Source organism: Clostridium sp. OM05-5BH (assembly GCF_003481505.1).
In the GTDB taxonomy this organism is placed as follows: Bacteria; Bacillota; Clostridia; order Lachnospirales; family Lachnospiraceae; genus Otoolea; species Otoolea fessa.
Window position 1 is genome coordinate 98,793 of record NZ_QULJ01000004.1, and the last position, 26,924, is coordinate 125,716.

Consider the following 26,924-nt stretch of genomic DNA (forward strand, 5'->3'; position numbering starts at 1 on the left):
AATTTTTAAGCTGGGTTTTAAGATAAGTTTAATACGGAAATAGTTGACAAAATAGGTGTTTATGATAAAATTAAGTGTTTATAAGTAAGAGTTGATCTTTTACACAGCAGGCAGAAGTGCCTGTATTTTTATGTAATAGGAAATTCCTTGGAATCCCCTATTACACAAAAAGGCACTAACGTGCCAATGATGTGCACTTGCGCGAAGCAGAAACATGTCGCAAGCGACCGCGCTCGGCGCGAGAATGTGACTGTAAAGAATACAACAAATATAGAAAGAGAGGAGTTACGACAAATGAAAACAAATACGGATTTATTTGAAAAAACACCCGTACCGAAGGCGGTCGCAACCATGGCGGTTCCGACCATGATTTCCATGCTGGTGGTTGTTATCTATAACATGGCGGATACATTTTTCATCGGTCAGACGAAGGATCCGCTGCAGGTGGCGGCAGTTTCGCTGGCAACGCCGGTCTTTATGATTTTTATGGCATTAGGCCATCTGTTCGGTATCGGCGGCAGCTCAGCGATATCGAGAGCACTGGGAGAACGCCATAAAGATCGGGCATGTCATATCAGTTCATTCTGCTGCTATGGCTCCCTGGGGCTGGGCGTGATAGTGGCTATCCTGTCTGTACTTGGAATGGAAACCATTCTGCATCTCATCGGTGCCAGTGTAAATACGATCGGTTTTGCGAGACAGTACCTGGCGATTATTGCAATCGGCGCGCCGTTTATTATGTTTTCAACTGCATTTGCGAATATTCTGCGGGGAGAAGGCGCATCGAGGGAATCGATGGTCGGAAACCTGTTAGGTACCGTAGTAAATATTATTTTGGACCCGATCATGATCCTGACGCTTGGCTGGGGAGTGACCGGTGCAGCGCTTGCGACGATTATCGGCAATATTGCGGCCTGTCTTTACTATATTGCTTATTATCTGCGGGGCAAATCGACACTGTCGATTCATTTCCGTGATTTTAAGATGGGAGATGGAATCGCTTCCGGCGTGGCAGGGATCGGTATTCCGGCTTCCTTAAATAACATCCTGATGAGCTTTGCCAATATTATCCTGAACCAGGCGCTGGTCGGCTACGGTGACACACCGGTAGCGGCGATGGGTGTTGCGATGAAATCTAATATGCTTGTTGTCCTGCTGCAGATTGGTCTCTGCGTGGGAATCCAGCCGCTGGTCGGTTATAATTATGGAGCGCGCAACAAGAAACGCCTGATGTCGGTATTCAAATTTACAGGACTTGTATCGGTTATTATGGGAACGATTCTGACATTGATTATGATTGTCGCAAGAAAGACAATGATTCAGATGTTTATTAATGATGCGGAAGTTGTCCAGTATGGTATTCAGATGGTGGTTGCCCTGCAGCTTTCTGCGCCACTCCTCGGTATCTTATTCCTCTGCATCAATACGATCCAGGGAATGGGAAAAGCGCTTCCATCGCTGATTCTTACGATCTGCCGCCAGGGACTGATTTTTATTCCGCTGATTTTCGTGCTGAATGCGATGTTTGGCCTGGATGGAGTTATCTATGCACAGCCGGCGGCTGATTATCTGTCGATTGTGGTGGCGATTTTGATTTGTGCACATCTGTTCCGGACGATGGATCATAGAGAAGAGAAAGCAGAAGGCTGAGAAGATTCAATAGATTCAATAAGGAAAAATATGCTTAAAGAAAATAAAAGAGAAGAAATCACAAAGAACATAGAGAAGAGGGAAGCCCTTGTAGAACAGGTGGCAGATGGAATCTGGCGGATCGGTGTGGAATTGCCGCAGAATCCTTTGCGGGAACTCAACAGTTACCTGATCAAGGGAAAAGAAAACGAGCGTGATCTTCTAATTGACACCGGATTTCGGCGCGAGGAATGCCGGGAGGCGCTGCTTGCAGGGCTTCGGGCGCTTGGCAGCAGCCCGGAACGGCTGGAAATTCTTCTGACACACCTGCACTCGGATCACACAGGACTTGCCAGGGAGGCGGCAGGGGCGGACAGCCGCATCTATATCAGCGGGATCGATCTGGCGATCTTAAAGGACGGTTTTACACCGGAGCGCCCGCTTCGGCTGGCGGAGCAATTCCGTGCCGGTGGATTTCCGGAGGATGAAATGAAGAAAACGCAGGCGCTCAATCCGGCAGTCCGCTATAAGCTGGATCAGGTTGATGACCGTTTTGTTCCGATTGAGGCAGGCTGGAAATACACGGTAGGAGATTACACGCTGGAAATGATCTCCGTGCCGGGGCATACGCCGGGCAATGCGATGTTCTGGGCAAAGAAGCAGGGCATCATGTTCACGGGCGATCATATCTTGTTTGATATATCGCCGAATATTACTTCCTGGCTGGAATCGGAGGATTCATTAGGCGATTATCTCGACAGCCTGCGCCTCGCCAGAAAATATCCGGTCCGCCTTGCCCTGCCGGGACACCGGAAGACAGGCGATTATGCGGCGCGCATCGAGGCGCTGCTGGCACACCATGAGCGGCGTCTGGCGGAGACGGAGGCGCTGCTTGCCGAACATCCGGGTATGACGGCATATGAGACGGCTGGAAAGATGCGCTGGAAGATCCGTGCCGCCAGCTGGGAAGAATTTCCGCCGTCCCAGAAGTGGTTTGCGGTGGGCGAGTGCATGGCGCATCTGGACTACCTCCGCCTGCGCGGCAGAATCCGCCGGGAGATGGACGGAGAAGTGTGGAGATGGTTCACGGTAACGGCTAAATACTGTTAGAATTAACTAACAATTATTACCATTGACTAACAATAGTCTGACTGCGTATAATAATAGTAAAGAAAGCGGTAACTGTTCAGTAGGTCTGCGCATTTACTGCGCTGACCGTACGAAAACATGGACCAGCAGACAAAAATCCCATTGCCGTAGGCAATTTTTAATGGATTTTTGCGCGTGACTGTAAAGGTACTGAACAGTTACAGAAAGCGGAATATCAGTCAGGAGGTCGTTGTATGCAGTCGTTGGCAAAGGTGCAGGCGGGAGAGTCCTGTGAAATCAAGTGGATGTTTGGAAATGCGGATGTGATGAACTTTTTGGAGCGCTATGGAATCAAAGAAGGAAGCCGTATCCGGGTCCTTGGACGTGTGCTGGATGGTCTGATCATCGGAAATGGAAAGGTTCGGTTGGCACTGGGCGATGAAGTGGCAGAGCGGATTCAGGTGTAGGTTTGACGGTGATTGAAAGATTGTCGAAAATGTCATGTATTGAAAGAACGTCGAATCTGTCACGTGCAAGTTTGAGAAGGTCACGTTACTTGACATTTCTTCCCATTTATGCTATTCTATCAAATAGCACAAATGCAATGAACGGAAGTAGTAAGCCGCGAAATTTCTACAGAGAGCTGCCGGATGGTGTGAGGCAGCGGAAGGAAGCCGCCGAACTGGTCCGGGAGCAGCCTGTTGAAAGAAGTGTTTTTGAATACCCGAGTAGACAGAGCCGGTCATCCGCCGTTACAGGACGATGAGGAGCACACGGATTCCGTGTGAAATAGAGTGGTACCGCGCAGTTGGAATTTTCGCCCTGCGTCTCTATACAGGTAATGTAGAGACGCAGGGCGTTTTTGACGTTACCGGATTGAAAGAATGTCCGCAAGGGTTGGATGTTATGCAACTGCCAACGGACCAGTCGATTGCAATAATGAATTATCATTTTAGAGACTGGAGCCGGATTTTGACAGGAAATAGCAAAAAATCAGCGTGGGTTAAGCAGAAAACAGGAGGAACAAAGATGTCACAGTACAATCATACCGCCATTGAGAAAAAATGGCGCGAGAACTGGGAAAAACATCCCATCAATGTAAACGATGGAAAGAAAGAAAAATATTACTGCCTGGATATGTTCCCATATCCGTCCGGAAGTGGTCTGCACGTTGGTCACTGGAGAGGCTACGTTATTTCAGATGTATGGAGCCGTTATCAGCTGCTGCGCGGCAAATACGTGATCCATCCGATGGGCTGGGACGCATTTGGTCTGCCGGCAGAGAACTACGCGATCAAGATGGGCGTACACCCGGCTATCTCGACCGAGTCCAACATTAAAAATATTAAACGTCAGATCAACGAGATCGCAGCCATCTATGACTGGGATATGGAAGTAAATACCACAGATCCGGCATTCTACAAATGGACCCAGTGGATCTTCGTCCAGATGTTCAAAAAAGGCCTGGCATACGAGAAAGAATTCCCGATCAACTGGTGCCCGTCCTGTAAGACAGGTCTGGCAAACGAGGAAGTTGTCAACGGCTGCTGTGAGCGCTGCGGTACCCCGGTTACCAAGAAAAACCTGCGCCAGTGGATGCTCAAGATTACCGCGTACGCAGACCGCCTCTTAAATGATCTGGACAAACTGGACTGGCCGGAGAAGGTTAAAAAGATGCAGACTGACTGGATCGGTAAATCTTACGGTGCAGAGGTTGATTTCGGCGTAGAGGGACGCGATGAGAAGATCACCGTTTACACCACCCGCCCGGACACCCTGTACGGTGCAACTTTCATGGTACTGGCTCCGGAGCACGCGATGGCAAAGAGCCTGGCAACCGATGAGACCCGCGAGGCAGTAGAGAAATACATTTTCGATTCATCCATGCGTTCCAACGTAGACCGTCTGCAGGATAAGGAAAAGACCGGCGTATTTACCGGAACTTATGCAATCAACCCGATCAACGGTGCGAAGGTTCCGATCTGGCTGTCTGATTATGTATTAGCTGACTACGGTACCGGCGCTATCATGTGCGTACCGGCACACGATGACCGTGACTTCGAGTTTGCAAAGAAATTTAATATCCCGATCATCCAGGTTATCGCAAAAGATGGCAAAGAGATCGAGAACATGACTGAGGCGTATACCGAGGCGTCCGGCACGATGATCAACTCTGGCGAGTGGAATGGTATGGAATCTTCCGTACTGAAAAAAGAAGCGCCGGAAATGATTGAGAAGAGAGGTATCGGTCACAAGAGAGTCAATTATAAGCTGCGTGACTGGGTATTCTCCCGTCAGCGTTACTGGGGCGAGCCGATCCCGATCGTACACTGCCCGAAGTGCGGCAACGTACCGGTTCCGGAGGATCAGCTTCCGTTAAAACTTCCGGAGGTAGAAAGCTATCAGCCGACTGGTACCGGCGAATCCCCGCTGGCAGCCATCGACGAGTGGGTCAACACCACCTGCCCGTGCTGCGGCGCTCCGGCAAAACGTGAGACAAACACCATGCCGCAGTGGGCTGGATCTTCCTGGTACTTCCTGCGCTATGTAGATAACAAGAACGATAAAGAACTGGTATCCCGTGAGAAAGCAGACAAATATCTGCCGGTTGATATGTACATCGGCGGTGTTGAACATGCAGTACTGCATCTGCTGTATTCCCGTTTCTACACTAAGTTCCTGTGCGATATCGGTGTTATTGACTTCGACGAGCCGTTCAAGAAGCTGTTCAACCAGGGTATGATCACTGGTAAGAATGGTATCAAGATGAGTAAGTCGAAAGGCAATGTCGTATCCCCGGATGATCTGGTACGCGACTACGGCTGCGATTCCCTGCGTCTCTATGAGCTTTTCGTAGGACCGCCGGAACTGGATGCAGAGTGGGATGACCGCGGTATCGAGGGCGTATCCCGTTTCCTGAACCGTTTCTACAACCTGGTTATGACCAGCAAGGACAAAGACATCAAAGAGACCAAGGAAATGGTTAAACTGCGCCACAAACTGGTATTCGACATTGAGCAGCGTTTCGAGCAGTTCAGCCTGAATACCGTTATCTCCGGTTTCATGGAGTACAACAACAAGCTCATCGATCTGGCGAAGAAAGAGGGCGGCATCGACAAAGAAACCCTCAAGACCTTCACTATCCTGCTGGCACCGTTCGCACCGCATCTGGGTGAAGAGCTGTGGCAGGAGCTCGGCGGCACCGACAGTGTCTTCCATGCTTCCTGGCCGGAGTGCGACGCAGAGAAGATGAAGGATGACGAGAAAGAGGTAGCCGTTCAGATCAACGGCAGAGTCCGTGCGACCATCACCGTACCGGCAGACATCTCCAAAGAAGATGCTATCGCCGCTGGTAAAGAGGCTATCAAGGACAAGCTGACTGGAAATATCGTAAAAGAAATTTACGTTCCGGGACGGATTGTGAATATTGTTATGAAATAAATAGAAATGGCATGGGAAGAAGCAGAAGAATCTGTGACTTTTCTGTGCAGATAAGGTCAGCGGCCATACAGGGGAGAAAAACTGTGTGGCCGCTGTTTTTTTGCCCGCTCCTTTTTCACGTGCCTGCTATTTGATTTCTTAAATGATAAAATTAAATTGAATATGGGAATATTTGTCAACCCGGACAATTCGGCATTTCAATCAGCCCTGAATGCAAAAAGCATTCTTGATGAGGAAAAACTCATTTGGAATGCTTTTTGCTGTCTATACGAAACATTCCATATGGCGCTTCTGGGAGGAAGCGAAGGTGTGGAGTGCTATCGTTCAATAAAATTGTCTAAAAAGTCTACCAATTCAAAAGATAAATTTTATATCATAAATGCAACATAATAGCTTGTAGCTAGAAAAATCAGAATAAAAAATTTCGCAGAATATCTAGTTCTGCGAAAATCTTCAATCATTATACGATACTTTCAAGGTTAATTCAATAGAAGTTTCTCCCAAGAATCTCTTATGAAATTATTAAGTCATCATTTCTGAACAAAAATTTCTGAAATTCTCATATAATATTTCCCTTTGCTTTTGAAGTTTTTGTCAATACGGCATTTGGGTTCTGCATATAAAACCTTTTATTTTCGCAGAACTAGATATTCTGCGAAAATCGCAAACATGAAAGGGAGAACGCCTGTATGTGGTACGTGGTGCAGACACCTGTGGGACGCGAGGCAGAAGCGGCAGAAAAACTGAATCATTTTTATCGGGATAAGGCTGAAAAGCCTTGTTTTGTGTTGTCCAAAGAACGGACCTGGCGGATGGGCGGTGTCTACTATGTAGATACGGAAGTCATGTTTCCGGGCTATGTGTTTGTGGACACGGCGGATGAGCCGGTTTTGGAAGACGGAGTGAAATGTCTGGCGGGGCTGGTTCGATTTCTGAATGCTGGTTCGGAAGCGCATCCATATGGAACGGCAGTCCCCTTAAAAAAAGAGGAAGAGAAATTTCTGAAAGAACTTCTTCGGGAGGATTCTTCTCACACCGTCCGGCGATTTCTGGTGCGGGCAAATGACGCGGGGGAGATCGAATGGGCGGAAGGAGTGCTTGGTGAGATGTTGCCAAAGATCATCCGGAAGCGGCTGCGGAAACGAATCGTGACGATTCAGGCAGAACTGCTGAACGAAGCACGACAGGTAGAGCTGGCAATCCGGATGGAAGATGATCCGGAGGCAGTTTTCCAAAAGAAAGGAACCCTGAACCCTAAAAATCTTTCAGGAGATTTCCAGGAAAACGATTTTAGCCGGGTATCGGTCTCTGGAAAGAACCCCTCAAAAAAGATAACAAGATTACATGGAGCGGAGAACGATGGAACAAAGCTGGCAGCAGAATAATGAGTATGAGTGTATGAAATATTCGGTTCTGATGCCGGTATATCACAAAGAAAATCCAGCGTATTTCTATCAGGCGGCAGCCAGCATGATGAATCAGACGATTCCTCCAGATGAATTTGTCCTGGTATGCGATGGACCGTTGACACCAGTGTTGGATGAAACGATCCAGACGATTGACCGGGAATGGCCGGGAGTTCTGCAGGTGCTTCGCCTTCCTGTATGCGGCGGAATCGCACGGGCGCTGGCAGCAGGTGTAGAAGCGTGCCGAAATGAATGGATCGCCCGCATGGACAGTGATGATATTGCCTGTCCGGATCGCTGTGAAAAGCAGCTGAGACGATATGCAGAAGAAGCAGTGGGCAAATCGCTAGGAAAGAAAGCAGAACAGGGAAAACTCGGATTTCTGAGCGGAAAAATTGCAGAATTTGCCGCAGCAGAAGTGCCAGAACAGGAAAATGTAGATAACCTAAATGCGCCAGATAGAGGTGAAATTGGAAGTGGGATGAATGGAAAATTGTTTCCGCCGGGCAGAATCACTGGAATTCGGTCACTTCCCTGCCAATATAAAGAAATTTTAACGTTTGCCAGAAAGCGCAATCCGATGAACCATATGGCCGTCATGATGCGGCGTTCAGCTGTGCTGGCGGTGGGAAACTATCATCCGGTTCCGGGGGCGGAGGACTATGAATTGTGGGTCCGTCTTTTGCAGGCAGGATATAAAGCAGAAAATCTTTCGGATATTCTGGTGTATGCGAGAACGGACAATGGGATGATCAAACGCCGCGGCGGTCTGTCCTATGCCAGGGCCGCTCTGAATCTGCAGAAAACGTTTTTTAAAAGTGGATTTTTAAATAGAAGAGAGTATCTGCGAAACTGCGTGATCCGCGTTACTGCAAGTCTGATTCCGGCATCCGTGCGTGGAATACTCTATCAGAAAAAATTGAGAGGAACGCTTTCTGAGGATGCTTAGTGTTCCTATAAAAAGAAACAGGCAGATTACCTGGAATAGAATTACACGTTGGGTTCTGTGGAGTTCGGCCTGAATAAAAACAAAAAGAAGAGGAACTATTTTGAGACAATATGAACCATTCAAACGACTGTTCCGTCTGATAGGTGCGCTGCTCCTGATGGGGGCAGAAGTTGGCGCTTATGGATATGTCTGGAACGGATATTTCAACAAAATGATCGAATTTCCGTTCTGGAGAAGAGGAAACTGGCTGATGATCGCCCTGTATGCGGGACTATTACTATTTTTCCTGCTGACTTACGGGGGATTCCGGATCGGATACCTGAAAAAAGGAAATCTGCTCTGTTCTCAGATCCTTTCGATCGGACTTTTAAATCTGATTACGTATATTCAGATTTCTCTGTTAGATAAAAAATTTCATGATCCCCGGATACTGCTTGGGATGACGGTTGTCCAGCTTTTGATTGCACTGATCTGGACGTTCCTGTTTCAGCAGATATACAGGATTCTGTTTCCGCCAAGAAGAATGCTTTTGGTATGCGGAGACCGTCCGGCCTTTCATCTGATGGAAAAGATTCATTCCAGAGAAGATAAATACTATCTGGAAACAGCCATTCATATCCGGGTTGGCATGAAAGCGATTCTGGAAGAAGCAAAAAAATACGACGCTCTGATCATCGGAGATATTCCGGCGAAGGATCGAAATGCGCTTTTAAAGAAATGTTTTGAGCAGGATATCCGGACCTACACGGTGCCGAAATTATCGGACATTCTGATCCGGACTTCCCAGGAATTAGATATCTTTGACAGTCCTCTGCTATTATCGAGAAATGATGGCATATCGGATCTTCAGCGATTTATTAAGCGGGCGATGGATTTCATCTGTTCGAGCATCGGAATCGTGGTATTATCCCCATTTTTCCTTCTGGTGGCGCTGTCGATCTACCTGACCGACCGCGGTCCGGTCTTTTACAAGCAGACCCGTCTCACAGAGGGCGGAAAAGAATTTCAGATCTGCAAATTTCGGACGATGATCCAGAACGCGGAGGCAAAAACCGGGGCGAGACTGGCAGCGGAACACGATGACCGGATCCTGCCGGTGGGACATTTCCTTCGGAGAACCCGCCTGGACGAGCTGCCGCAGCTTTTCAATATCTGGAAAGGTGAGATGTCGATCGTAGGACCGCGTCCGGAACGCCCGGAGCTGGCGGCGGAGATCGAGAAAGAAATCCCGGAATTCTGCTACCGCTTAAAGATGAAAGCCGGACTGACCGGATATGCGCAGGTCTATGGAAAATACAATACAACGTCCTATGACAAACTGAAACTGGATTTGACTTACATACGAAATTACTCTCTGCTTCTTGACCTGAAGCTCATCCTGATGACACCGAAGATCATGATGCTCAAAGAGAGTACGGAAGGAGTCGCAGACAATGGAAAAGCTTCTGACAGTCGTCATCCCGGCGTATAACGCAGAAAAATATATCACATATACCCTGGATTCACTGTGCGCAGGGTGCAGAGACCGGGATTTGAAAAAGAAAAATCAGAGCTGGACAGGAAATGAAACGGAATCAAACATTCAAACCGTATCAGCAAGAACGCCTGATTTTCAACCAGGTATGGATTGGTCCGAATACATGGAAATATTGATTATAGACGATGGATCAAGGGATCAAACCGGTGCGATTGCCGATCAATATGCGGAGCGCTATCCGACCGTTGTCCGTGTCATTCATAAAGAAAATGGCGGTCATGGATCTGGGATCAACTGCGGCATCCAGAATGCATTGGGGCGATATATGAAAGTAGTCGATGCCGATGACTGGGTGGATCCGGAGGCATTGGATCATCTGATTGCTGCGCTGAAAAACTGTCGGGATGATGTGCTGGTCAGCGGTTTCTACTGGCGATTTGACAACGGAAGCGGAGAGGAAAGCTCCTTTCCGAAAAAAGCAGAAATTCCAGAACCATTTTCAGGGGTGAAATATGGGATTTCCTATGAATTCGATGGAATCGCGGATCAGATTTATATGAAAATGCATGGAATTACCTGGAGGACGGAGATTCTGCGGCAGATGCCGCTTTCGATCGATGAACACTGCTATTACGTTGATGCCGAATACATCCTGTATCCGATTCCGTGGGTCAAGACCGTATCCTTTATCCCGGACTTTGTCTATCAGTACCGGATCGGTCGGGAAGGACAGAGTGTCAGCCCGGAGAAGATGATCAGAAATAAGGAAAATTATGACCGGGTGATGGAATCCCTGCTGTCATTTTATCGGCTGTATCAGGGCGGAACACTTACCGGAAAAGACGGAAAGAAGCTTCCATGCAGCCAGGAAAAGCTACAGTATCTTGAAAATGGAATCGCCAGGGTGGCAGCTGGGAGAGTGAAGATACTTCTGAGCCTTCCGGCAGGCAAGGAAGTAAAGCATGCATTGGTGCAGTTTGAAGATGAATTACTTCGGGACTATCCGGAAGTTTACCATGCGAACCGAAATAAGGCGGTGAAGCTGCTGCGGGTAAGCCGGTATGGGCTGTACCGGGCGGCGGTGTGGGCGCTTGGACGGAGCGGAAGGAAATTCTAAAAATGAAGATAGATCCGTCAGAGGTATAAAGACAGATTAGAAACTATATAATCCCAAAACATGGAATGAGGAACGGCAGTTCCTAAAAGGACTGAAAAGGAGACACAGCGGATGCGTCTACAAAATATACGATTTCCGGAAGCAGATATCTGCAGGGAAGAAGAATTGTATTTCCATCGGAATGGAGAATGGATCGATTTCAATGGATATTTCAACCTTTTCTATATCGAAAAAAGAAAGAAGTACACAAACCAGGAAAGTTTGACGCTGCACCTGGAATTGAATGGCTGTCAGGCAATTCGTCTGATGCTGGATGAGAATATCATTCAGGAAAAGACGCTGACAGGTGGGAAAGAAACTCTGGAGATGGAGTTCCCATATTCGAAGACAGAGCAAGGAGTTTTCTGGTTTTCGGTCAAAATAGAGAAAAGCTCCGGGGCAGAGAATTCATTCGAAAAATCAGCAGCGAAGACAGAAGAAAATAGTGTCTGCGATATATCTGCGCATGTAAAGGGCTGGTATGAAGGAACCTGCCAGAACGAAAAGCCGGTGCGGATCGCGGCAGTCGTCTGCACGTTCAAACGGGAGCCCTATGTGTTTCGAAATTTGAAGAGTGTTCTCCGTTTTCTGGAAGAGCCGGAAAATGCTTCTCTGAACCTCTGCTACTGGCTGGTAGATAATGGTCGAACTCTTTCAGAACATGAAGAGATCAGCCGTCTGGCGGTCCGATATCCAGACACAATTCGGATCATACCAAACCGTAACGTCGGCGGCGCAGGCGGTTTTACCAGAGGCATGATCGAGGCGATTGAAGAAAAAGAACGTCTTGGCTTAACACATGTCCAGATGATGGACGATGATGCTGTTATGGATCCAGAACTGTTTGTGCGGGCGTATGGGTTCCTGGGGATGCGGAAGGATGAGTGGGAGGACATCACGCTGGGAGGAAGTCTTTTGCGGGAAGATTTTCCGTATATTCAGCAGGCATCTGGAGAATGGTTTAAAGATTTTGCAGTTCAGAATGATTTTCCGCTTGCTGATTTGAGAGATTATAAGACTTGTACGGAGTCTTATATGTGTGAAGCTGCTCATAAGAATACACCGTATTCCGGCTGGTGGTGCTGTTGCATGAGTCTGAATGTAGTAAGAGAAGATAATCTGCCGATACCGCTGTTTCTGCATCACGATGATATCGAGTTTGGCATCAGAAACCAGAAAAATGGAATCGTCTTTTTGAATGGTTTTGGAGTCTGGCATAAAGGATTTGAACTGACATTTCCGGGAGTGAATACCTATTATGATGTTAGAAATACGTTAATTACAACAGTCTTAACACAGCCTGAAAAAAGCCGCTGGGAGATCCTGAAGTGGGTTTGGAAGAGAATTACCGTGTCTGTGATTGAATTTCGATATGGAGAAATGAAACTGGTGTATCAGGCATTTCGGGATTTTTGCAAGGGACCGGAATGGCTTTATAAGACAGATGCGGAAAAGTTGAATAATTGGCTCAGAGATCAGGTTAAGATGGAACCGATTCAAGACTTGGAAAAAGAGCTGACAGCAGAAGAATATCTTCGGATTCGGCAGTATATCCAGGAGTACAAAGATTCCTATGGAATGAAAAATGTAAGGAATTATTTCAGCCCAGCACGAAAAATGACGAAGCTGATAAAGAAAGTAACGTTTAATGGGTGGCTTCTTCCGGCGAAAAAGGAAGTGATACCGCTGTCTCCGATAGATCCGCCGTTTGATGCATTTCGAAGAAATAGAATCGTTTTATTTGAGCCTTTTTCAGGAAAATGTTTGGTTGGAAGCAGGAGATACTCAAAACTGGTACAGGCGGTTTGCATGTATATCAGTACGGGAATCAACTTGAAAAAATTGGTACAGGCAGAAGAAGCGTACAGGAAAGGGGTAAAAAAGATAACGAGGGAGGATGCCTGGAAACGTTATCTGAAGATAAGAAATGAATCGATTTAAGAGACAGCTAAATGGATTTTATCAGTACAGGCATTTATTGCAGGAACTGGTAGAACGAGATATTAAATTGAAATATAGGAGAAGTTTTTTGGGATATGTATGGAGCATTCTGAATCCATTGATGATCATGATCATCATGGTGGCTGTTTTTTCCAATATGTTTCGGTTTGATATAGAGAATTATCCCGTGTATCTGATTATTGGACAAACTATTTTCAATTTTGTATCTGAATCGACGAATCAGGCAATGTGGTCGATTACGGGAAATGCGTCATTGTTGAAGAAGACGTATGTTCCTAAATATATTTTTACTTTATCGAAGGTTACCAGTGCTTGCGTAAATACTATCTTTTCATTAGGTGCAATGTTGATCGTATTTGTTGTATGCAAGGTAAAGCTAAATGTATATATGCTGTTCATTCCAGTGATTATATTGCAATTATATGTGTTTTGCATTGGCATGGGAATGTTTTTATCACAGGGAAACGTTTTCTTTCGCGATATTCAATATATATATTCAGCTTTTGTAACAGCTTGGATGTATGTAACACCGATTTTTTATCCATTAAGTCAATTACCAGATGAACTTGCATGGGGGATAAGAACATTTAATCCATTATATTTATATATTACACAATTTAGGCAGATTGTATTGAATCAGGTTATGCCAGATATGACTTTAATTATTAATGGATGTTTAGTAAGTACGGCAGTATTGCTGATTGGAACTCTATGCTTTATGAAAAATCAGGATCGTTTTATTTTATATATTTAAAAACGGAGGAAAAATTGTGGCGGATAATGAACAATATGCAGTGGAAGTAGAACATGCAGTCGTTCGATTTAATATCGCATCTGAACGAATAGATAATTTAAAAGAATATTTTATTAAATTGATAAAAAGGGAATTGATGTTCAAAGAATTTTTGGCATTAAAAGATGTTAGCTTTTCTGTGAAAAAAGGAGAATCCTGGGGAATAATCGGAACAAATGGCTCGGGAAAATCGACCCTTTTGAAACTGATATGTGGAATATTAAAACCGTATAAAGGAAGTGTAAAGGTAAACGGGAAAATTGCTCCAATGATTGAGTTGGGAGCTGGATTTGATGGTGATTTAACTGCAAGCGAAAATATTTTTTTAAATGGTGCTGTGCTGGGATATGATAAAAAATTTATGAAAGAGCATTTCGATGAAATTGTAGAATTTGCAGAGTTGAAAGATTTTTTGGAAATGCCTATAAAAAATTATTCGTCCGGTATGGCTGCCAGATTGGGATTTGCGATTGCTACAGTTGTAAGACCAGATATCCTTATTTGCGATGAAGTATTATCAGTAGGTGATTATGCCTTTCAGCAGAAATGTGAAAAAAGAATGAATCAGATGAGAGAAGAGGGAACAACGCTTTTGTATGTATCGCATTCGATTGATTCGGTTAGAGAAGTATGCGACCACGCACTGTGGCTGGATAAGGGAGTTGTTAGAATGGCTGGAGATGTGGAATCGGTAGCAAATGCATATATGGGAGAATGTACACATGAGTAATAAAGTACATTTAATAAAAAGAGCGATTGAAGTTGCTTATGATAACGCAAAATACTCCATGTATGAAGTGCCTAAAGGAATATTAAAATGCAAAAAAAAGTTGTGCAACGTACATACTCATTACATTGTTATATGTGATCATATTGGAGATTTTCTGATAACAATGGGATATATAAAGGCATACAGAGAAAAGAATAATATAAAGCATATTACTATCTGTATCACGCAGAAATTTATTCCGCTGTTAAGAAATTATTCGGAATATTTTGATGCATATAAAATTCTGGACATACAAGAATTGTATGAAATTCTGAAAATTGGGTCGACTAAATTTGGTTGTCATGCATTATTAAAGATGCCCAATATAACACTTGTAAATCCAGGCAATGCGTTTGTATTGGAATATTTTGAGTATATAAAATATTTTCCGAATATTTCTCTTCATGATTGTATTAAATATGGAATATTTCATTTAAAAAAAGAAGAAGAGTTTGTGGTACCAAAGGTCAGGATAAAAGAAAATAACGAAAACGAATTAAAGAAGGTTCTTATATGCCCAGATGCTCAATTCTTAAGGAAAAAAGAAAATAATATATTCTTAGAAAAAATAGTAGAGGAATTAATAAAAGGCGGATATTCAATTTATACTAATACACCATTTAAAGATGAGAAAGCACTTCCGAGAACACAAAGTAAAAAAATGTCATTGCAAGAAGTATGTGATTTTACTTTTAATGGAGGAGTTGTAATTGGTATAAGAAGTGGATTGTTTGATTTGCTTGCATATATACCAGGGAGAATTGTGACGATATATCCGGATAAGGAGTATTTTTCTTTGTTTGATTTAAAATCATTACCTAATACAAAAGCAGATATGCTTCAGGTGTTTGAAAATGAAGAACTAGAAACAGAAGTAAAAAAAATAAAAAAATTTATTGGAGGAGAAAAATGGCAGTAGACTATATTGTTATTCAAGCGGGAGGAAAAGGAACAAGATTAAAGCACTTGACAAAAAATAAACCTAAGGGAATAGTGCCAGTTAATAATTTGCCGATTATTTTTCACTTGTTTCGAAAATATCCTAATAAACATTTTATTATTATTGGTGATTATAAGCATGAAATTTTGGAAGAATATTTAGAAGCGTTTTGTAAAGTGAAATATATTACAGTCAAAGCAGATAAAACAGGTACATGTGCAGGAATAGAGAAAGCATTACAGTATATACCGGATAAACATTCATTTATGCTGATTTGGTCGGATTTGATATTAGGAGATAGTATAAATATCGAGCAGTGCATAGATGATAATTTTATCGGTATTTCGAAGGACTTTGAATGCAGATGGTCTTATAAACAGGAAAGTTTTCAAGAATCTCCATCAAAGGAGCATGGTGTAGCAGGAATGTTTGTTTTCAAAGAAAAAGCGTTGCTGAGAAATGTACCAGCCGAAGGAGAATTTGTGCGTTGGTTAGGAACAACAGAAATCCAATTTAAAGAGTTTCCGTTGAATGGAACTAGAGAAGTAGGAACTTTACTTGCGCTTGAAGAAACATCACAAATACAGTACAGATGCCGTCCGTTTAATTCAATGGAAGAGAAAGGTAATATTTTAATAAAAAGACCGGTGGATGAGCAGGGAGAAAAGCTGGCTGTTCGAGAAAGAAATTGGTATCAAGAAGTAAGTAAATATAATTTTAAGCAAATTCCAACATTATATGAGTTAAATCCATTAACAATGGAAAAGATAGATGGAAAAAATATTTACCAGGTAGATTTGACATTAGATGAAAAGAAGATAGTAATTGATAATTTGATTGATTCATTGAATAAATTGCATTCATTGAAAAAGGTTTCTGCAGATGCATTTAGTATGGTAGAGGCATATTATCATAAGACGATGAATCGTTTAGAAAGTGTTCGAGATTTAATACCGTTTGCAGATAGAGAGTACATTCGTATTAATGGTAAAAATTGCAGAAATCCATATTTTTATAAGGCGTCAATACGAGATAAGGTTGAAAATGAATTATGCAATGAAAAAGAGTTTGCTTTAATTCACGGTGATTGTACATTTTCAAATACAATGGTAGATAAATCTCTTAACATTATTTTCTTAGATCCAAGAGGATATTTTGGATTTAAGGAATTATATGGCGATGAAAAATATGATTGGGCGAAAGCATATTATTCAATTGCTGGAGACTATGATCAGTTTAATAATAAAAAATTCAAGCTGGAAATAGAAGAAGGTCAAGTTAAATTGCAGATAGAAACTAATGGCTGGAAAGATGTGGCAGATTACTATTTAAGTAAAATAGAAAATGTTGAACCTGAAAAAATCAAGTTTTTACATGCTTTGATTTGGCTTTCATTAACTACATATGCATGGGAAGACTTTGACTCTATATGTGGGGCTTTTTATCAGGGAACTTATTTATTAGAGGAAATTTTATAGTAAAGGAGATAAAATATAATGTTAGAATACTTTAATGATATTATGAATACATGTGAGGAGTCATTAAGATCACTTGATGTAAAACAGTTTGAACGGTTAATTGATCATTGCATAAAATGTATCGATAATGGAGGTAAAATTGTTGCTAGTGGTTTAGGTAAAAATGTTCCGATTTGCGAGAAGTTTGTTGGAACAATGAATTCTCTCGGTATGGATGCGCGTTTTTTACATACTAATACAGCAGTGCATGGTGACTTGGGAATGGTCGGAAAAAATGATATTGTGCTTCTTCTTTCCAAAAGCGGAAATACGGTTGAATCAGTTATGCTGGCCAATTATTTACTTGAACGAGGAGCTGAAACATGGCTGCTAAGTTTTAGTAAACAGTCTAAATTGATTCCGATTTTAAAGGAGCATCTTATTTTAGATTTAAAAAATGAGGGAGACGAATGGAATATTGTTCCAAACAATTCGACTACTGTATATTTAATTCTTCTTCAGGGTTTAGCAATGCAGATTGCTAAAAAAAGAGGCGTTACATTAGATGATTTTAAAGTCAATCATCCAGGTGGTGGAATAGGAGCTAAATTAAGAGGAGAAAAAATATGAAACTAACATTATCTGCATTACCGCACACGTGGATCTTGGATCTGGACGGAACAATAGTAGTGCATAATGGATATAAAATGTACGGGAAAGATGTTTTTTTGGATGGAGCAAAGGAATTTCTTTGCTCTATTCCACAGGAAGATATGATTGTTTTTCTGACATCTCGAAAAAAGGAATATGCAGATGTAACAGAAACATTTTTGAATGAAAATGGAATTAGATATGACACAATCATTTATGAAGCACCATACGGGGAAAGAATTCTTATAAATGATAATAAACCATCTGGTCTGACAATGGCTTATGCTGTGTGCAAAGATAGAGATGAAAAAAATGATTTGTTCATAGAAGTGAATAGTGAATTATAGCTTTGAAAGAAAATATGAAAAATATTATATTAGATATACTAAAACAGGCTTTATGCGGAAGAAAATTGTGGAAAAAGATAATTTCAAAAAACAAAGTTGATTTGAAATATGATTTTGTTGTGTTGGTTAGTAAGGATGATAAGCAATGTGCGTATTATACACTTTTATATCTTAATAAATTTATTGAAAAATTAGAATTAAGAAAAAATTGGTTAGAAAAACAAAATGTGCCCGTAATAAGAAGAAATGAGAAGTTTTTTGTGTTGACTGATGATGGAAATGTTGAGAAATATGCTAAAATGTTATCTCGCAGAGTGACAAAAGTTGAAATTTTGAAAAAGGAAGAATTAGATAATGTTGTTACATATTATTCAGTTTATCCATATACTGATAGGCTATTGATCGGAAAATATAGTGGAATAGCAGGAAGAAAAGGTTGTGAAGTTTTATTGAAATCTAAGCTATCTATTGAAGAATTAGTAGCTGATGGAGTCTATGATTTGAAAATAGGAAAAATCAATAGAAAGACACGTCCAAGAATTCCTAAAAAAATCTATAAAGATCCAGATTTCTATAACTATGTATGTCAAAATGATTTGAGGATAAATGATGAATGATATTAAAACAAAAATTGAACGATTAATTGATGAATATAATTTGGTGAATAATCAGATTGGATTGTGTTCATTAAATGACGAATATTATGAGGCAGCGAAAATTTTTCAAAATAATGGAATTTTTCCGACGGCAATAGTGAATGTTTTTGTTAATCAAAAAGGTAAAAAATATTTAGGAATTCCTGTGGTTAGTTTGAAAGATTTTATAGAAAATAATTCGATGCCTTGTGTGTTTATAGATCGTTTTACATACCGCGAATATAGAGATGAAATTGAAAAAAATGGGTATATTAGAGGAAAAAATTTGTTTGTCGATTTTGAGAATAAAAAAGATATTGTTTTTTTAATCAACACATCGATAAAACAAATAGAAATAGTCTACAAAAAATTCAAAGGGAAAATAAAAGCGTTAAAAACGTATACAAAAAAAATCGTCGATTTAATAGTTGGATATAAAATTTATAAAGACATAAGAATAAAATATCATGAAAAAGATAAGCCCATTTATGTATATGATTATTCAGGAATGGGAGATGTTTATGTTTTTTGTCTTTTATTAAAAATGAATATAGAAAAAATTGCTCCGAATGGGATGTTATTGACGGTAGTAGGGGGAGTTAGTGTACGTGTTACAAAGTTGTTTAATATGGAGGACACGGTTACTGTTATCAAATTAACAAAAAAAGAATCACAAACTTTAACATATTTAGCAGGACTTGCAGAAGAAAAATTAAATATACATCCTATGACACCGTTTCCAGCAAACTTATATACGGATTTTTATTCACATTATCTATATGGTAAAAAAATAAATATGTTAGAGGCGTATAGCTATACGATGTTTTCGCTGGAAACTCCGAAGGTTGCTTATCCTGAATTGAACATAGAAGAAAGCCAGATATGTAAAATGTTTGAACAACACGATTTGAAAAGAGGAAATACGGTTATTATTTCCCCATATGCTAATACAATTATAGGATATGAGCCATTGTTTTGGGAAAAGGTGGTTGAAAAATTAAAAAAAGAAGGCTTTGATGTTTGTACAAATTGTGCTGGAAGAGAAAAGGCAATAAATGGAGCAAAAGCATTTCCATTTCCATTAGAATTGGCAGAGGCTGTTTTGAACTATGCAGGTTATTTCTTGGGATTAAGAAGTGGATTTTGCGATTTAATATGTAATGCGGAAGCTTTTAAGTATATTATTTATCCGGATTACTTGATTTTTAATTCTAATGTATACGAATTTTGTTCATTTGAAAAAATGAAAATAGGGAGAAATATTAAAGAAATATGTTGGGATTACGATGATATGAATATGTTGCAAAAGTGTATTGTTCATTCATTTGTTAATGCAAGAAAATATAAGGTGGAGGAAAGAAAAAATGGTAGAAGATAATCCGAAAATGATTGAATTGGAAGAAATGAAAGGTTTTTGTGATAGGTTCGAAGATATTTATATTTGGGGACATACGATGCAATCTATGTTGATATCCAAATACTTGTTTATGGCTGAAATTAAAATAAATGGGTTCATTATGACGATTGTAAGAGATTGCGATCGGTACAATGAACCGTTTCCTGTAGAATCAATAGCAAGTATAAATAAATTACCTTATTTAAGAAAAAGGAAAATAGGCGTTATACTTCCATGTTTAGATGATGAAAGAAATCAAATTATTGAAATGCTGAAAATGATCGGAATATCAAATGTATATATTGTGAGTGAATGGAACAAAAGAACTATTGAGAAGAAAATGATGCCAAGATCTTTGAATGATTTTTATTTGGAGGTAAATTTAGCGGACCATTGTAATCTGAATTGTCAGTGTTGTGATCATTTTTCGCCGATAGCGTCAAAAACATTTTTGGATTTTGAACAGTATGTGAAAGATATTAAAAGATTAGCTTATTTGACGGATGGAAAAATCGGACTGATGAAATTACAAGGTGGAGAACCATTGTTGAATGAACGATTAATTGATTATATACGCGTTACGAGAGAATCTTTTCCGGAGTCACATATTTGTTTATTTACAGATGGAGTGCTTTTATCTAAGTGGGGGGGGTACCAAGGAGAAAAAAATATATGGAATGCTGTGCTTAAATATGAGATTGAAATACGCATGACACAATATCCGATTCCGTTGACAATGGAAAAGATAGTAAACGTTGCAAAAGAGTATGGAGTTCCAGTTACATTTGATCCGCCAGAATTTAAAAAAGGAGCACGGCTTTGGATCTTTTCGGAAATTGGTGCTTTGGGATATAAGGGAATTAAACATTCGGTAAAACATCCATTTGATTTAACAGGAAATCAAGAAAAGTTTAGATGGATTAGTTGCTATCAGTTTAATGAGAGCATTGTGTTGCGAGATGGAAAAATATATACTTGCCCGATGATCCCGTACTCTCATTATTTTAACGAATATTTTAATAAAAATTTGGAAGTGAAAGACGATGCATACATTGATATTTATCAGGCTCAATCGTTTGAAGAAATAGCAGAGTTTTGTACACATCGAACATCATTTTGTGATTATTGTGCGGTACATAAGAGAAATTCAAGACCTTGGAAGCAATCGGAACACAACATAGAAGAATGGACTTTGTGAGATTATGCAAAAAGCACAAAATAATATAGGATAGGGGAAATTTAGAACTCAGCAGCGTTCAGATAATTATCTTAATATGTCAGAGATAAACTTTACAACAGAAGAAACATATTTTTGCTTTTACATTTGACAATAATGTTCTGAAGACATATCGTTGCGTAAAATATAAGTAAGATTGGCAAGATTAATGAAAAATAAAGACATATTTTTAAGAGGACTATTTTACATAGCCGTCTTCACCAAACAATTCTACCTTCTCCCCAGCGGCAGCATCGGCATCGCGGATTTGTTTTTCGCCTTATCAGGTGTTCTGACATTTGCCCTGGCCCGGAGAAGTGGTAAAAAAATCTGCTATCAGGAAGATTTTCCATGGGCGGTCTTCCTGATATTTGCAGCTGTCATTAATGGCATTTATTTTGTTCGGACAGGAAAAGGAAGTTTTTCGTTACATACGCTTTATTGGATTTATTCTGCATTCCTGATCTGGACGTTCCGGACACTTTATTCGGATTCGTTTATGCGGGGACTTTGCTGGATGTGCCGGATCAACCTGGTGTTTCAGACAATTGTTTTGATTTCCGGACGCGGACGCTATTTTCATGAGAGCTGGGGCGGTTCCCGGTTTATGGGAACGTTTAATGATCCGAACCAGTTTGCATTTTTCATTTTTACGATGATTCTGGTGCTTTTTATGGAATACCGGCGGAAGGCAGAGTATACAGTCAAGACACGGATTGCGTGCTGGGGAATGTTTTTTCTGGGAGTTTTTCTGATTGGAAAAGCAAAATCAACCGGTATGTTTGTGGGACTGCTTGTCTTTTTTGTAATATTGACATGGCAGTTTTTCTGGGAAAGATGCACGCACTCAAAGTATAAAAAACTCTGGTGGTTCGGCGGGGCAGCTGTTGTAGTGATGCTGGCGCTGGGCGTCTATCTGATCTGGCCAGGGGCAAATTTTGATGTTTCGCAGACGGATTATACGCTTCTTTCCAGAATTCAGCAGAAGATCTGGAAACTGGCAAATGGAAATCTCTATGATCTGCTGTATGACAGAAGTGCGGAACGGCTGGTATTGACGCCTCAGTATCTGTTTTATGGAGCGGGAGAGGGCTTTTTTGAACGTTTTATTCCGTATGATGGATTTGAAAAACTTCTGAGTCCGGGCGTGTTTGATGTTTTTCATGTTAATGAGATTCATTCCAGCTTTTTTGATGTCTGGTTTTCGTATGGACTGATTCCTACCACATTTCTGGTGTATTGGATTGTGAAAAATGTGATTCGGTGTGAGAAAGCGCAGAGGGCGGCGGTGCTGGCACTTCTGGCAGAGAGTTTTACGCTGATGAACTGCAGGCAGCCGTTTTTCTGGTTTGTTATTGTGATGGCGGGGATGTCTGGGAAGAAGGGAAGAAGGACATGAATTTGAAACATCAAAAGTTTGTTAAAAAAGGATGTTATTCTGCTTGCATCTCCTGTAAGGATATGCTACATTTAACATAACAAGCATATATTTTTCTTTACCACATTTCATATATTTATCTATATTCTAAAAATAATCTAAGAAAATCTTATGCTTATCCAAGTCAACAACAATTGAAGAGCAGGAGATTTTCAAAGGGTTAAAAGAAAAGTGGAAATTCTCCTGCCAGAAGGGAGAATGAATGAGAAGTAGGAATTCTGTAAAAGTGAAGCGGAATCACAAGGATACGCTGTTTCGGATGATTTTCAGCACGAGGGAGAATCTGCTGAGTCTTTATAATGCGGTGAATCATTCGCATTACACAGATGCATCGGAGCTTGAGATTGTGACGCTGAAAAATGCGGTTTATATGAACATGAAGAATGATCAGGCGTTTCTGCTTGATATGCAGCTGAACCTTTATGAACATCAGTCCACCTGGAATCCGAATATGCCGCTGCGCTTTTTGATGTATGTGGCAAAGGAGTACCAGATGCTGGTGCGGAATCAGACGCTTTATGCATCGGCGCTGGTAAAGGTGCCGACACCGCATTTTGTTGTGTTTTATAATGGGGAGACGGAGCAGGAGGCGGAGACGATTCTGAGGCTGTCGCATTCGTTTCAGCAGAAGACGGATAAACCAGAGCTGGAATTGATGGTAAGGGTGTTGAATATTAACCTTGATAAGAAACAGGAAGTGTTGGAGGCGTGCCAGCTTTTGAAAGAATATATGCTTCTGGTGAATAAGATTCGTAGATATACGGATGAGTATAAAGATATTAATCAGGCAGTCGAACAGGCAGTGACGGAGTGTATCGAGGAAAATATACTGGCTGATTTTTTAAGAAAGAATCGGGCGGAGGCGATTGAAATGTGTATTTTTGAATATGATGATAAGCGGGAGAAGGAGCTGATCCGGAAGGCGGAGTATGCGGAAGGTATGAAAGAGGGAGAAAGGATTGGACGGGAAGCTGGAAAGAAAGAAGAAGCCGAACGGATATTTAATATTTACCAATTATTTCGCGCGAACTACACGGAAAACCAGATTAAAGAGAAGCTGGGGATGAATGTAGAAGAAGTACGGAAAATTTTGGAACGATTTAAATGATTTTTAGCTTAGACGGGAGTGTCTTTCGGAGGGAGGGCACTCCTTATTTGAATACGAAAGTTATGACAGATGCACCGTTGGATATGGAAATGCGGAAACGGTATTTGGGAATGTTCTGGGGCAGTTACTGTTCACGGGTAGGCACTTTTGGAACAGAAAGTGCCGTAAGAAAACGTGGTGGCAGCAGGAATTTGCCGTATTTGAATGCGAAGCCACAGCAAATTCCGTTACTGGGCACGCATGCGTGAACAGTAACTGGGGCATAAAATAAGAATGTAAAAGAAATAAATTCTTCTTGCATCCTATATGCGGATATGCTACATTTATCTTATCAAGCATATATTTTTCTTTATCAGCAATTTAAGCGGTATCTAATATTCTAATTTTAATCTGAGAAATCTTATGCTTATCCAAGTCAACAACAATTGAAGAGCAGGAGATTTTCAAAGGGTTAAAAGAAAAGTGGAAATTCTCCTGCCAGAAGGGAGAATGAATGAGAAATATGAATTCTGTAAAAGTAAGGCGGGATCACAAGGATACGTTGTTTCGGATGATTTTCAGTACAAGGGAGAACCTGTTGAGTCTGTATAATGCGGTAAATCATTCACATTATACGGATGCAAAAGAGTTGGAGATCGTGACGCTGGAAAATGCAGTTTATATGAATATGAAAAATGACCAGGCATTTTTGCTGGATATGCAGTTGAATTTGTATGAACATCAGTCAACCTGGAATCCGAATATGCCGCTGCGTTTTCTGATTTATGTGACGAAAGAATACCAGATGCTCATTCGGAATCAAACGCTGTATGCGTCAACGCTGGTAGAATTGCCGACCCCACACTTTGTTGTATTTTACAATGGAGAAGAGGAGCGGGAAGCGGAAAGTGTTCTGAAACTGTCACATTCATTCTGCCAGAAGGCGGATGAACCAGAGCTGGAATTGATAGTGAAGGTATTGAATATTAATCTGGATAAAAAACAGAGGATTTTGGAAACTTGCTGCCTGTTGAAAGAGTATATGCTTCTGGTTGACAAGATTCGTAAATATGCGGCAGAGTATAAGGGCATAAACCGGGCGGCAGAGCAGGCTGTGACGGAATGTATTGAGGAAAATATACTGGCTGATTTCCTGAGAAAGAATCGAACGGAGGCGATAGAGGTGTGTATTTTCGAATATGATGAGAAACGGGAAAAGGAATTGATTCGGAAGGCAGAGTATGCGGAAGGTAAGAAGGAAGGATTAAAGGAAGGTCAGAAGCAGGGTGAAGAACGAGTGTTTGGAATTTATAGATTATATCGAGATAAATATACAGAAAACCAGATTGCAGAACAGATGAAAATAGATGTGGATGAAGTTAGGAATATTTTGGAAAAGTTTAAGGAATAGGTGCGGCGGTTGGTTATACATATGCTGATATTATCATTGAACCGCAAAATCCGGATAATGGCATTATCTTTGAATTTAAGCATTCCAAGGAAGTGTCAGGATTAGATAAGACCTGTGAAAGAGCGCTCAAGCAAATCAGAGATCGAAGGTATTCTGAGTATCTGAAAAATGATGGTCGCCATAATATAATGCTTTATGGCATCGCTTTTTACAAAAAGAGATGTAAAGTAGTGGTTGAGAAACTGAAAGAAGCATAATGTTGATCAGCCCGCTTACTATAATCGTATACGATTTGTAGGTGGGCTTCTTTTTTGATGCTATGTCAATAGTTGGGAGAGAGTATGAAATTTCTAAAGATAAGTGCAAAATTATGTTTGATGCTGCTTGCAAGTCTGTTTGCAGGCATATTTTTACTATGGTGCGTATTTTTGCTGCCGGATCGTTTGACCCAGACGCATGCAGCCCGATCGGCGGAAACATTTTCTTATGAAGGGATAGGTGCGGCGATTGGTTATACATATGCGGATCAGCTGGATAACTGGACGGATGCGCTTATGATTGGAAATGCCTGTTATCAGAAAGAAGATGCCAGTGCGCTGAACCGCGCGGCTGCAGCCTACCGACCAGATTATCAGAATGGAGATCCGATTACTTCGTTAGATGCATACGTGAAGGCGGAGGAGGACGTTGGCAGTATTGCGTACCCGCGTTATTGGCATGGCTATCTGGTGGCGCTTAGGCCACTTTTGATGGTAACCGATTATTTGGGTATACGGTCAATTAATACAGTCTTTTTTGCGGTTACAATATTATTACTGGTGTTGGTTATAATAAAAAGAAAACAATATCAGTTGTTCCTGCCGTTGGGGATTACGATTTTATTTTTGCGTCCATTAGCGATTATTCATTCGCTGCAGCTTTCGACGGTATTTTACCCGACGATGCTGTCGGTTATTGTGTGTATTTATTTTCAGAAATGGATGTGCAGGGAGGGACATTTTCTTTATCTGTTTTTGATGAATGGGATTGTGATTGCATACGCGGATTTGCTTACATATCCGGTCGCTTCATTAGGGGTATTACTGACTGTTTTTATGATGATTCAGGAAAAAACGGCGCCTGCAGAGAAGATTCGGCAGATTGTGGCTGGTTCAGTCGTTTGGGGATTTGGCTATTTTGGCATGTGGGCAGGAAAATGGCTGATTTCTTCGATTATTTTACGTCAGAATGTTTTGGCAGATGCCGTTTCGCAGGCACAGGTCCGCGTTTCCAGCAGCTATGGAGAAAATCATTTTTCCAGAGTGATGGTATTTATGCGGAATATAGGTGCCGGATTTATAGGTGTTCTGGTATTAGCGGCGGTTGTCTTTCTTCTGTTGACGATTTTTATGCTGTGGAGAAATAGACAAAGCCTGCATGTTCGGAGTGGCTGGCGGGAGCTCTTCCTATGTATGTTGCCATATCTTATGATTTGCCTGATTCCGTTTGCCTGGTATAGTGTGTTTGTGAATCATTCTTATATCCATATCGTGTTTACATACCGGGCACTGGCAGCAGCGGTGTGCGCGTGGAGTGGAATGTGCATGGTAAAAATGGAGTTTGTGTTTTATAGATAGTAGTGTGCTAAAATTTTAGGAGCGGGTAAAACGCGAAAAAGAGCTCTAAACGAAATAAG

22 protein-coding genes and 1 other annotated feature are annotated in these 26,924 nt (G+C 41.2%); all 22 genes read left to right on the top strand.

Going from position 1 to position 26,924, the window contains the following annotated elements:
- Positions 1 to 294: 294 nt before the first annotated feature.
- Complete coding sequence (locus tag DXB70_RS06760) at positions 295 to 1,650, top strand: MATE family efflux transporter (protein ID WP_118672937.1); 1,356 nt, start codon at positions 295 to 297, stop codon at positions 1,648 to 1,650.
- Between the two features lie 30 nt (positions 1,651 to 1,680).
- Complete coding sequence (locus tag DXB70_RS06765; RefSeq protein ID WP_118672938.1) at positions 1,681 to 2,739, top strand: MBL fold metallo-hydrolase; 1,059 nt, start codon at positions 1,681 to 1,683, stop codon at positions 2,737 to 2,739.
- Between the two features lie 233 nt (positions 2,740 to 2,972).
- Entirely contained in the window at positions 2,973 to 3,185 is a 213-nt protein-coding gene (locus tag DXB70_RS06770; protein WP_022360163.1) for a ferrous iron transport protein A, read from the top strand.
- Between the two features lie 128 nt (positions 3,186 to 3,313).
- Positions 3,314 to 3,552, top strand: a binding site (T-box leader).
- A 195-nt stretch (positions 3,553 to 3,747) separates the two neighbouring features.
- On the top strand, positions 3,748 to 6,159 hold the full coding sequence (leuS, locus tag DXB70_RS06775; protein WP_022360162.1) for a leucine--tRNA ligase: 2,412 nt from the start codon (positions 3,748 to 3,750) through the stop codon (positions 6,157 to 6,159).
- Positions 6,160 to 6,848: 689 nt separating this feature from the next.
- On the top strand, positions 6,849 to 7,544 hold the full coding sequence (locus tag DXB70_RS06780; protein ID WP_118522960.1) for a transcription termination/antitermination NusG family protein: 696 nt from the start codon (positions 6,849 to 6,851) through the stop codon (positions 7,542 to 7,544).
- On the top strand, positions 7,519 to 8,514 hold the full coding sequence (locus tag DXB70_RS06785; protein ID WP_182427364.1) for a glycosyltransferase: 996 nt from the start codon (positions 7,519 to 7,521) through the stop codon (positions 8,512 to 8,514). The genes DXB70_RS06780 and DXB70_RS06785 overlap by 26 nt, the downstream gene beginning before the upstream one ends.
- A 100-nt stretch (positions 8,515 to 8,614) precedes the next feature.
- Positions 8,615 to 9,985 carry an exopolysaccharide biosynthesis polyprenyl glycosylphosphotransferase gene (locus DXB70_RS06790; protein ID WP_118467352.1) on the top strand — a complete coding sequence of 457 codons (1,371 nt, stop codon included), beginning with the start codon at positions 8,615 to 8,617 and terminating at the stop codon, positions 9,983 to 9,985.
- A gap of 169 nt (positions 9,986 to 10,154) precedes the next feature.
- Positions 10,155 to 11,108, top strand: coding sequence for a glycosyltransferase (locus DXB70_RS06795; protein ID WP_347559606.1), 954 nt, complete (start codon positions 10,155 to 10,157; stop codon positions 11,106 to 11,108).
- Between the two features lie 111 nt (positions 11,109 to 11,219).
- On the top strand, positions 11,220 to 13,088 hold the full coding sequence (locus DXB70_RS06800) for a glycosyltransferase (protein WP_118672941.1): 1,869 nt from the start codon (positions 11,220 to 11,222) through the stop codon (positions 13,086 to 13,088).
- Positions 13,075 to 13,863: an ABC transporter permease gene (locus DXB70_RS06805; protein ID WP_117795029.1), complete on the top strand. Its 789-nt coding sequence runs from the start codon at positions 13,075 to 13,077 to the stop codon at positions 13,861 to 13,863. Before DXB70_RS06800 ends, DXB70_RS06805 begins: the two co-directional genes overlap by 14 nt.
- A gap of 16 nt (positions 13,864 to 13,879) precedes the next feature.
- The gene (locus tag DXB70_RS06810; RefSeq protein ID WP_243099920.1) at positions 13,880 to 14,632 is read left to right on the top strand and encodes an ABC transporter ATP-binding protein; all 753 of its coding nucleotides are present in this window, start codon (positions 13,880 to 13,882) and stop codon (positions 14,630 to 14,632) included.
- Positions 14,625 to 15,590, top strand: coding sequence for a hypothetical protein (locus tag DXB70_RS06815; protein WP_117795031.1), 966 nt, complete (start codon positions 14,625 to 14,627; stop codon positions 15,588 to 15,590). The genes DXB70_RS06810 and DXB70_RS06815 overlap by 8 nt, the downstream gene beginning before the upstream one ends.
- Positions 15,581 to 17,089, top strand: coding sequence for a sugar phosphate nucleotidyltransferase (locus DXB70_RS06820; RefSeq protein WP_117795033.1), 1,509 nt, complete (start codon positions 15,581 to 15,583; stop codon positions 17,087 to 17,089). The genes DXB70_RS06815 and DXB70_RS06820 overlap by 10 nt, the downstream gene beginning before the upstream one ends.
- 18 nt (positions 17,090 to 17,107) lie before the next feature.
- A complete protein-coding gene (locus tag DXB70_RS06825; RefSeq protein WP_118672943.1) occupies positions 17,108 to 17,698 on the top strand; it encodes an SIS domain-containing protein in 591 nt (196 codons plus the stop codon).
- Positions 17,695 to 18,066 carry a hypothetical protein gene (locus tag DXB70_RS06830; protein ID WP_118672944.1) on the top strand — a complete coding sequence of 124 codons (372 nt, stop codon included), beginning with the start codon at positions 17,695 to 17,697 and terminating at the stop codon, positions 18,064 to 18,066. Before DXB70_RS06825 ends, DXB70_RS06830 begins: the two co-directional genes overlap by 4 nt.
- Positions 18,067 to 18,080: 14 nt before the next feature.
- The gene (locus tag DXB70_RS06835) at positions 18,081 to 18,683 is read left to right on the top strand and encodes a hypothetical protein (RefSeq protein WP_118672946.1); all 603 of its coding nucleotides are present in this window, start codon (positions 18,081 to 18,083) and stop codon (positions 18,681 to 18,683) included.
- Positions 18,676 to 20,079, top strand: a complete 1,404-nt coding sequence (locus DXB70_RS06840; protein WP_118672947.1) for a hypothetical protein — start codon at positions 18,676 to 18,678, stop codon at positions 20,077 to 20,079. Before DXB70_RS06835 ends, DXB70_RS06840 begins: the two co-directional genes overlap by 8 nt.
- On the top strand, positions 20,066 to 21,295 hold the full coding sequence (locus DXB70_RS06845) for a 4Fe-4S cluster-binding domain-containing protein (protein WP_182448428.1): 1,230 nt from the start codon (positions 20,066 to 20,068) through the stop codon (positions 21,293 to 21,295). The genes DXB70_RS06840 and DXB70_RS06845 overlap by 14 nt, the downstream gene beginning before the upstream one ends.
- Positions 21,296 to 21,482: 187 nt before the next feature.
- The gene (locus DXB70_RS06850; protein WP_118672951.1) at positions 21,483 to 22,712 is read left to right on the top strand and encodes a hypothetical protein; all 1,230 of its coding nucleotides are present in this window, start codon (positions 21,483 to 21,485) and stop codon (positions 22,710 to 22,712) included.
- 241 nt (positions 22,713 to 22,953) lie between these two features.
- Positions 22,954 to 23,859 carry a transposase gene (locus DXB70_RS06855; protein WP_117795045.1) on the top strand — a complete coding sequence of 302 codons (906 nt, stop codon included), beginning with the start codon at positions 22,954 to 22,956 and terminating at the stop codon, positions 23,857 to 23,859.
- 493 nt (positions 23,860 to 24,352) lie between these two features.
- Positions 24,353 to 25,249 (top strand): transposase, encoded by an 897-nt coding sequence (locus tag DXB70_RS06865; protein ID WP_118672953.1) that lies wholly within the window; start codon positions 24,353 to 24,355, stop codon positions 25,247 to 25,249.
- A 341-nt stretch (positions 25,250 to 25,590) separates the two neighbouring features.
- On the top strand, positions 25,591 to 26,865 hold the full coding sequence (locus tag DXB70_RS06875) for a hypothetical protein (protein ID WP_118672955.1): 1,275 nt from the start codon (positions 25,591 to 25,593) through the stop codon (positions 26,863 to 26,865).
- The last annotated feature ends 59 nt before the right edge of the window (positions 26,866 to 26,924 follow it).

What these genes read in the sequence shown, in the direction of transcription:
- DXB70_RS06875 (WP_118672955.1), top strand. Translation starts at nt 25,591, where the DNA reads ATGAAATTTCTAAAGATAAGTGCAAAATTATGTTTGATGCTGCTTGCA.
- DXB70_RS06785 (WP_182427364.1), top strand. Translation starts at nt 7,519, where the DNA reads ATGGAACAAAGCTGGCAGCAGAATAATGAGTATGAGTGTATGAAATAT.
- DXB70_RS06765 (WP_118672938.1), top strand. Translation starts at nt 1,681, where the DNA reads ATGCTTAAAGAAAATAAAAGAGAAGAAATCACAAAGAACATAGAGAAG.
- DXB70_RS06805 (WP_117795029.1), top strand. Translation starts at nt 13,075, where the DNA reads ATGAATCGATTTAAGAGACAGCTAAATGGATTTTATCAGTACAGGCAT.
- DXB70_RS06830 (WP_118672944.1), top strand. Translation starts at nt 17,695, where the DNA reads ATGAAACTAACATTATCTGCATTACCGCACACGTGGATCTTGGATCTG.
- DXB70_RS06760 (WP_118672937.1), top strand. Translation starts at nt 295, where the DNA reads ATGAAAACAAATACGGATTTATTTGAAAAAACACCCGTACCGAAGGCG.
- DXB70_RS06780 (WP_118522960.1), top strand. Translation starts at nt 6,849, where the DNA reads ATGTGGTACGTGGTGCAGACACCTGTGGGACGCGAGGCAGAAGCGGCA.
- DXB70_RS06855 (WP_117795045.1), top strand. Translation starts at nt 22,954, where the DNA reads ATGAGAAGTAGGAATTCTGTAAAAGTGAAGCGGAATCACAAGGATACG.
- leuS (WP_022360162.1), top strand. Translation starts at nt 3,748, where the DNA reads ATGTCACAGTACAATCATACCGCCATTGAGAAAAAATGGCGCGAGAAC.
- DXB70_RS06820 (WP_117795033.1), top strand. Translation starts at nt 15,581, where the DNA reads ATGGCAGTAGACTATATTGTTATTCAAGCGGGAGGAAAAGGAACAAGA.
- DXB70_RS06840 (WP_118672947.1), top strand. Translation starts at nt 18,676, where the DNA reads ATGAATGATATTAAAACAAAAATTGAACGATTAATTGATGAATATAAT.
- DXB70_RS06850 (WP_118672951.1), top strand. Translation starts at nt 21,483, where the DNA reads ATGAAAAATAAAGACATATTTTTAAGAGGACTATTTTACATAGCCGTC.
- DXB70_RS06865 (WP_118672953.1), top strand. Translation starts at nt 24,353, where the DNA reads ATGAGAAATATGAATTCTGTAAAAGTAAGGCGGGATCACAAGGATACG.
- DXB70_RS06835 (WP_118672946.1), top strand. Translation starts at nt 18,081, where the DNA reads ATGAAAAATATTATATTAGATATACTAAAACAGGCTTTATGCGGAAGA.
- DXB70_RS06770 (WP_022360163.1), top strand. Translation starts at nt 2,973, where the DNA reads ATGCAGTCGTTGGCAAAGGTGCAGGCGGGAGAGTCCTGTGAAATCAAG.
- DXB70_RS06845 (WP_182448428.1), top strand. Translation starts at nt 20,066, where the DNA reads ATGGTAGAAGATAATCCGAAAATGATTGAATTGGAAGAAATGAAAGGT.
- DXB70_RS06825 (WP_118672943.1), top strand. Translation starts at nt 17,108, where the DNA reads ATGTTAGAATACTTTAATGATATTATGAATACATGTGAGGAGTCATTA.
- DXB70_RS06815 (WP_117795031.1), top strand. Translation starts at nt 14,625, where the DNA reads ATGAGTAATAAAGTACATTTAATAAAAAGAGCGATTGAAGTTGCTTAT.
- DXB70_RS06800 (WP_118672941.1), top strand. Translation starts at nt 11,220, where the DNA reads ATGCGTCTACAAAATATACGATTTCCGGAAGCAGATATCTGCAGGGAA.
- DXB70_RS06795 (WP_347559606.1), top strand. Translation starts at nt 10,155, where the DNA reads ATGGAAATATTGATTATAGACGATGGATCAAGGGATCAAACCGGTGCG.